This window comes from Fulvivirga aurantia, from assembly GCF_009711475.1.
GTDB lineage: Bacteria > Bacteroidota > Bacteroidia > Cytophagales > Cyclobacteriaceae > Fulvivirga > Fulvivirga aurantia.
The window spans coordinates 1-7127 of the sequence record NZ_SMMD01000747.1 but is presented as its reverse complement, the minus strand read 5'-3'; the positions used below and the strand labels follow the sequence as shown (position 1 = coordinate 7127).

Below are 7127 nucleotides of genomic sequence, written 5' to 3'. Positions count from 1 at the left end.
TTTGCCACCTTGAGAAACGCCAGAGGCGGCAATAATCCTGACGTGGTGAAGACAGCACTTGATTGTGAAAGATTTGGCGCTGAGGGCATAACTGTGCACCCAAGGCCAGATGAGCGACATATTAGATATGATGATGTATTAGCGCTGGCAGAGGTTGTAAAAACGGAATTTAATATCGAAGGATACCCCGATGCCCGATATATGGAGCTCGTGAAACGTGTGAAGCCTGCACAAGCTACATTAGTACCAGACCCACCAGATGTTTTGACCTCAAACGCAGGTTGGGATACAATAAAGCATGCTGAGTTTCTCAATGAGGTGTTGAGTGAGTTAAAAGCAGAGGGCATTAGAACTTCAATATTTGTTGAGCCTGATGAAAAAATTATAGAAGGAGCCGCTAATGTAGGAACTGATAGGATCGAGCTGTACACTGAAAGTTACGCTGTAAACTATCGTAAAGACAAGCACCTTGCTGTAGACGCTTATAAAAAAGCAGCTTCTGTTGCAAAAAAACTAAAGCTAGGAATCAATGCAGGTCATGATCTCGACTTAGAAAATCTCGCTTTTCTAAAAAAAGAAATACCATATATGGACGAGGTATCTATCGGACATGCTTTGGTTTGCGATGCCATATATTTAGGGCTTGAAAACACGATACAGTTGTATTTAAAGCAACTAAAGGTTTAATTTATGTAATGAACCCTTTGAAAGGCCTAGCAAAAGACGATCTTAAAAAGATTGAAACTACAGTTTCCAATGCAGAATCTAATATAACCGGAGAAATCGTACCAGTACTTCTATCCAGAAGTCATACTTATCCTGCATCAAAATACAAATACGCTCTTCTATTTGCGTTTACAGCATTTGTAGTTTTAGTACTGCTCGATCGACTTGTACCTGCATTTCAAATTTATGACCCACTGCTTTACTTTGCGCTGGTTTTTGGAGGCGCTATTTTAGGCTATTTTCTCCCGCTCTTGTTTCCATCTTTATCTGTGCTTATTACTTCTCCTGCAGAGAAAGAGTTTGCCACCTTTCAAAAGGCTGAAACCATTTTTCTGGAACACGAAATATTTAACACAAAACATAGAACAGGCATTTTGCTATTTATCTCTTTTGCCGAAAGGCAGGCCCTTATTATGGCTGATAAAGGCATCGATGATAAGGTACAGCAAGAAGAGTGGGATCAGGTGGTTGACAAGCTACTAGTCGGTGTAAGTGAGAAAAGAATAACTGAAGGCATAATTAAGGCTATTGAAGATTGCTCATCCATTTTAATAAAGCATGGCTTTATAAGTGATGAAGCAGACCAAAACGAATTATCAAACCAGCTCATCTCAGATACATGAAAAGGTTATTAGCACTAATGATTTTTGTTTTATCACTTACAGCAAGTTTTGGACAGAAAGAAGTGCCTTATTTATCAGGTCGTGTTAATGATGATGCCAATGTTTTAATGGCCTCAACCGTGCAAAAGCTGGAAAATCTACTTGAAGCACATGAAGATTCTACTTCAAACCAAATAGCGGTTTTAATTATAAATTCTCTTGAAGGCGAAATTCTTGAAGAGTACTCACTGAAAGTAGCTGAAACCTGGCAATTGGGCCAAAAAGAAAATGATAATGGCGTATTACTACTTGTAGCTCTAAATGATCGAAAAATGAGAATTGAGGTTGGTTATGGCCTGGAAGGGGACCTCACCGATGCATTAAGCAATAGAATAATTCGAAATGAAATTGCCCCCAGCTTTAGGCAACAGGATTATGACCGAGGTATCGAATCAGGGGTGCTGGCGATAATAGCTGCCATTGAAGGAAGCTATGTGTCAGATCAGGGTGAGCAAACTGCTATAAGCGATGACCTCTCTGGTATACCCTGGTATGTCAGGCTCATCGTGGGTGTAGTGTTCACGCTGGTAATAGGTACGTTTAGCTACTTTGCCTTTCTAACCAAAGGTGGCGCTGGTTGGTTTTTGTTTTTGTTTTTACTTCCCTTTTATGCCACGTTTCCTATAATAATTTTCGGCTTTATTCCAGCAATCTTTCTCTTTGGGCTGTACTTTTTTGGCTTCCTCTACTTTAAATTATTTTACATAAGAACCGACAAGGGTCGAAAGTGGTATAAAGCCAAAGCCTCATCATTTAAAAGCTCGACCCGGTCTTCAGGGTCAAGCTGGTCTTCGGGAAGTAGCAGCAGTAGCTTCTCAGGAGGAGGTGGTAGTTTCGGTGGTGGAGGATCAAGTGGCTCCTGGTAGCCTTATTTATCCTCGTCCTCCTTCATCTTGCTTATTTCTCCGAGACCACTTACATCAGTTTTTACGTTACTCGGGTTTCCTGCATAGGTAATACCTCCAACTCCGCTCACCTGAGCATCCAAAGTTTCAGTGACATATAACCTGGCACTTCCTACACCGCTTAATTCTATTTCACAGCTTTCACTTACCAATCTTGAAGCATCAACATCACCGGCTCCACTCATAGATATGTTTTGCTCCAGCACCTGGCCGCTTAAATCTACAGAGCCAGCTCCTGACACCACAATCTTTAGGGCTTTAAGCATTACTTTGAGGTCAATAGTGCCAGCTCCTGACATAATTATATTGAGGTAATCACCTTCTACTACATCATCGCTCATAATTGCAGCGGCACCTCCTACCTCAATAGAGGTGAGACGGCTATAGGTGATGTCAAGCCTTAGGCCTTCATCGCTCCGCAGAGATCTTGTAGATTCTATTTGCAATTGATCGCCTCTATTTTCTGTTTCTACATACTCAAAGAGATTCTCATCCATAGTAATGGTCAATGCGGGTTTAGACCCTTTGATTAAGTTTATCTCGAAATTTCCACTTATATCGAGCTCTTCAAAATCTTCCACCTCAATATCTTTAGAAATGATATTACCGTTTCCTTTCTCCTGCACCATGTTGTCACATCCTGCAAGTGATAAAAGTAAAACTATAGCGATAAGTATCTGTGTTTTTTTCATGCCTCAAAATTTATGGCTTGCCTTGGCAAACACTCGGTTAGTTGGTTTATTGTGAGAAATATAAAAATAAAAAATAACATCTGGCCAAAGCAGCCCCAACATATTGTTAATCTCTATTTCTTAGGCTATTTTTGGGCCTCATTTTCACAGCCCTATAAATTATGAATAGAGATAATATCTTTGATCTTATAGATCAGGAAAAGCAAAGACAACAATCTGGTTTGGAGCTTATCGCTTCTGAGAACTTCACATCTCCTAACGTAATGGAAGCTATGGGTAGTGTACTTACTAATAAGTATGCTGAAGGACTGCCAGGGAAGCGTTATTATGGTGGCTGTGAAATCGTTGACAAGATCGAACAAATGGCTATCGACCGTGTCAAACAACTATTTGGCGCTAGCTGGGCTAACGTGCAGCCTCACTCAGGTGCACAAGCCAATGCAGCGGTAATGCTTGCGGTGCTTAAACCTGGCGATAAAATACTAGGTTTTGACCTTTCTCACGGTGGTCATCTTACCCACGGGTCTCCTGTAAATTTTTCAGGTAAACTTTATGAGCCGGTTTTTTATGGTGTTGATGAATCAACTGGTTTAATAGACTGGGAAAATGTAGCTGAGATAGCCAAAAAAGAAAAGCCCAAGTTAATTATCTGCGGAGCTTCTGCTTACAGTAGAGATTGGAATTACGAAAGGCTGAGAGAAGTTGCCGATGAAGTTGGCGCTCTTTTGTTAGCAGATATTTCACACCCATCTGGTCTTATTGCCAGAGGATTATTAAACGACCCACTTGAGTTTTGTCATATAGTAACTACTACTACGCATAAAACCTTACGTGGCCCACGTGGCGGACTGATTATGGTAGGAGAAAATTTCGATAACCCCTGGGATCTCAAAACACCAAAAGGGGAAATCAAGAAAATATCAGCCATTTTAGACTCAGCAGTTTTCCCTGGAACGCAAGGTGGACCGTTGGAGCATATCATAGCAGCAAAGGCTGTAGCTTTTGAGGAAGCGCTATCTGATCACTACCTTGATTATGTGGTACAAGTGGTCAAAAACGCAAAAACCATGTCTCAGGCTTTTGTTGACAAGGGCTACAAGGTCATTTCAAACGGCACGGACAATCATATGATGCTGATCGATTTGAGATCTAAAGACCTTACCGGTAAAATCGCTGAAAACACTTTGGGCAAGGCTGACATTACCATAAATAAAAACATGGTGCCTTTCGATAACCAATCTCCTTTTGTAACAAGCGGTATGCGTATCGGTACTGCAGCGGTTACAACCAGAGGCATGAAAGAAAGCGACATGACGCGCATTGTAGAATACATCGACCGTGTACTTATGAATAAGGATGACGAAGATGTAATTTCAGAAATAAAAACCCAGATCAACAGCTGGGTAAACGCATTTCCATTATATAAATAAACAGTGACACAGGCTAGATTAGATCAGGTAGGGGACGATGATGAGAAGGAGATGTCTTTTATAGACCATCTGGAAGAGCTAAGGTGGCACCTGATCCGTTCGTTAATTGCCGTTATGGCGCTCTCAATAGCAGCATTTGTTTCTGTTGATTTTGTTTTTAATACCGTCATCTTTGGTCCTGCAAAGCCAGATTTCTGGACTTTCCGCATGCTATGCAACGTAGGGGAGCTTATAAACTCTACTGCAATTTGTATAGATGACATACCGTTAAAAATCCAGAGTAGAAAGATGACCGGCCAGTTTACCATGCATATTACATCTTCTTTTGTAATAGGTATAATAGTGGCCTTTCCCTATATCTTCTGGGAGTTCTGGCGATTTATTAGTCCTGGACTTCATTTAAATGAAAAAAAGGTATCGAGAGGCGCTGTATTTTTCGTAACCCTACTTTTTTCCATAGGTGTAATGTTTGGCTACTACATCATGAGTCCACTTGCCGTAAATTTTCTTTCTAATTATCAGGTGAGTGACATTGTCATGAATGAGTTTGATATTACCTCTTACGTATCAACACTCATTACACTCGTTTTAGGTAGCGGATTTTTATTTCAATTGCCCATCGTGGTTTACTTCCTTTCTAAAATAGGAATCGTAACACCAGAGCTTATGCGTAGCTATAGAAAGCACGCTATTGTAGTTATTTTAGTGCTTGGAGCTATGCTTACTCCACCAGATCCTCTTAGTCAAATTCTCATTGCATTTCCATTGTTTGGACTTTATGAAATGAGTATCTTGATTTCACGAAGAGTGAATAAAAAACGCTTAAAAGATTTAGCAAAATCTCAAATAGAAAAAAGACCATGAAAATAGCCATCGGAGCAGACCATGCAGGAGTTCAGTACAAAGCCAAATTAATTGAGGCCTTACAAAGCCTTGGTCATGAGGTAGAAAACTTCGGTACAGACCACGAAGACTCTGTAGACTACCCCGATTTTGCTCACCCTGTTGCCTCTTCGGTGGAAGAAAGTAATGCACAATTGGGCATATTGATTTGCGGTAGCGCTAATGGTGTTGCAATGGCAGCCAATAAACATCAGGGCATAAGAGCCGCAATATGCTGGAATGAAGAATTAGCAGAACTCGCCAGACAGCACAATAACGCTAACATTGTATGCCTCCCAGCACGATTTATTGCTTACGATCTGGCAGAAAATATTGCTAAGAAATTTCTAACCACTGATTTTGAAGGTGGCCGACATGCAAGACGTGTTGAGAAAATAGGTTGTTAATTAAGGTAATACCTGGCTCCCTGCTTTGAATATTTGCTAGCCAAGGTTGGCATTTTGTTAAATACAGCCGGCATCACGCCATTTGGGTCTACTATAACTTCGGGCATATCATTCTCAAACCCGCGTAGAATAATCACCTGATTATCGTAATAATCCAGCTCCTCAAAAAGGTCGCTCACCATGTTCCAATCAAGAAAAGGTGTGGCAGGTTGGCAGTTAATATAAGCGTTTAGGTTCTCATCTAATACCAAAACCTTTTTGCCTTCAAGGGCTGCGTCTCCTTCGCTTACTACATACTCTTCCATTGATAACACATCTTTTGTAAAGAAGAAATTGAAACGTGTTCCATGATTGAACAATATCATGGCTGCAAAAATCACGATAAAAACGATCTCTGAAACCAATCTATTTTTCATGAGCAACAAATAGTGACTGGTAAAGAAAGCCACCGGAGGAGCAAATACTAGAAAGATATTTGGGGAATACTGATTAGCAATAAGTACAAACAAAAAACTAAATACAAACCAGACAAACATCGCCTGAGTAAGCCTTGTCTGGTAGTTAGTAAAACGAGCTCTTTGATTTATTCTCACAAAAGAAGCTATCAGCACCAGTATGGGCACTGCAAACAAAATTACCGTCTGCAGCAATGTAAAGTAGCTCTGACTTTCCAGTGTAAGAATAGGATTAATAAAGCTGTAAATAAACTCGAAAATTCTGTCAGTCAGCAGAAAGTATGTGGTGGCTAATAACAGAGGTAAACCAAAACCAAAAAACAATAAGAGATACCTACGCAGTACTGTACCGGTAAAGAATACAAACAAAATAAGTGCAGCAAATCCGAAAATAATATTTGGCAGATAAAACAGGGAAGCTAGCCCGATATAGATCCCTATGTTGAGTATTTTTTCATCTCTCTTGGCCCTGAACTCTATGTGGCTAAATATATTATTGAGTGCAAGGAGCAAAAAGGTCTGACTCATCAACTGAGGTGTGAGTGTGATGAAATCAAAAAAGAATGACATAAGGATGGCATAAATCAATCCTGGGATATACGTATTCTCTTTGTAGGCTTTGTTAGAGAGCAATAACCTATTGAATAAAAAACACTGAAAGAACAGTAAGAATAAACCAACCCAGTAATAAGCCGTTTGTGATCGCCCAAACAGGAAATCGAGGACCATGTAAACACCCGCTGAAAGAGGTGCTATATTTTCCCACACCCCATCATATAAAGTTGCTTCACTGTTGAGCTTTTCACCAACCAACATATAGTCCAACTCGGGCAACGTGAGGTGTCCATCGCTAAGCATATAAGGTAGCCTAAATGCTAGCAGCAAAAAAAAGATGATAATAAGCCTGTACGGGTCGTTGAGTCTAAAAAAGCTAAGCAAATCTTTACATTTCTGTGCGGCCTACGAAA

The 7127-nt window shown here is 40.3% G+C and carries 8 protein-coding genes; 6 read left to right on the top strand and 2 right to left on the bottom strand.

The features are described from left to right. From E1176_RS08965 to E1176_RS08955, 3 genes are all read left to right on the top strand, one after another. On the top strand, nt 1-687 hold a 687-nt coding region (locus tag E1176_RS08965), incomplete at its 5' end, for a pyridoxine 5'-phosphate synthase (RefSeq protein ID WP_155210269.1). Nucleotides 688-704: 17 nt separating this feature from the next. Continuing rightward, complete coding sequence (locus E1176_RS08960) at nt 705-1349, top strand: TPM domain-containing protein (protein ID WP_185152715.1); 645 nt, start codon at nt 705-707, stop codon at nt 1347-1349. Beyond that, entirely contained in the window at nt 1346-2254 is a 909-nt protein-coding gene (locus E1176_RS08955) for a TPM domain-containing protein (RefSeq protein WP_155210267.1), read from the top strand. Before E1176_RS08960 ends, E1176_RS08955 begins: the two co-directional genes overlap by 4 nt. Before the next feature lie 2 nt (nt 2255-2256). On the opposite strand, the gene E1176_RS08950 is transcribed toward E1176_RS08955, so the two are convergent. Further along, the gene (locus E1176_RS08950) at nt 2257-2985 is read right to left on the bottom strand and encodes a head GIN domain-containing protein (RefSeq protein ID WP_155210266.1); all 729 of its coding nucleotides are present in this window, start codon (nt 2983-2985) and stop codon (nt 2257-2259) included. Nucleotides 2986-3146: 161 nt separating this feature from the next. Between E1176_RS08950 and E1176_RS08945 the strand changes: the two genes are divergently transcribed. From E1176_RS08945 to rpiB, 3 genes are read left to right on the top strand one after another with little or no spacing between them, the layout of a single operon-like run. Then, the gene (locus E1176_RS08945) at nt 3147-4415 is read left to right on the top strand and encodes a serine hydroxymethyltransferase (RefSeq protein WP_155210265.1); all 1269 of its coding nucleotides are present in this window, start codon (nt 3147-3149) and stop codon (nt 4413-4415) included. A gap of 51 nt (nt 4416-4466) precedes the next feature. After that, entirely contained in the window at nt 4467-5279 is an 813-nt protein-coding gene (gene tatC / locus E1176_RS08940; RefSeq protein WP_155210270.1) for a twin-arginine translocase subunit TatC, read from the top strand. Beyond that, nucleotides 5276-5704, top strand: a complete 429-nt coding sequence (gene rpiB / locus E1176_RS08935) for a ribose 5-phosphate isomerase B (protein WP_155210264.1) — start codon at nt 5276-5278, stop codon at nt 5702-5704. Before tatC ends, rpiB begins: the two co-directional genes overlap by 4 nt. Here rpiB and E1176_RS08930 read toward each other — a convergent pair. After that, a complete protein-coding gene (locus E1176_RS08930) occupies nt 5701-7017 on the bottom strand; it encodes an LTA synthase family protein (RefSeq protein ID WP_155210263.1) in 1317 nt (438 codons plus the stop codon). The genes rpiB and E1176_RS08930 overlap by 4 nt on opposite strands. Nucleotides 7018-7127: the final 110 nt, after the last annotated feature.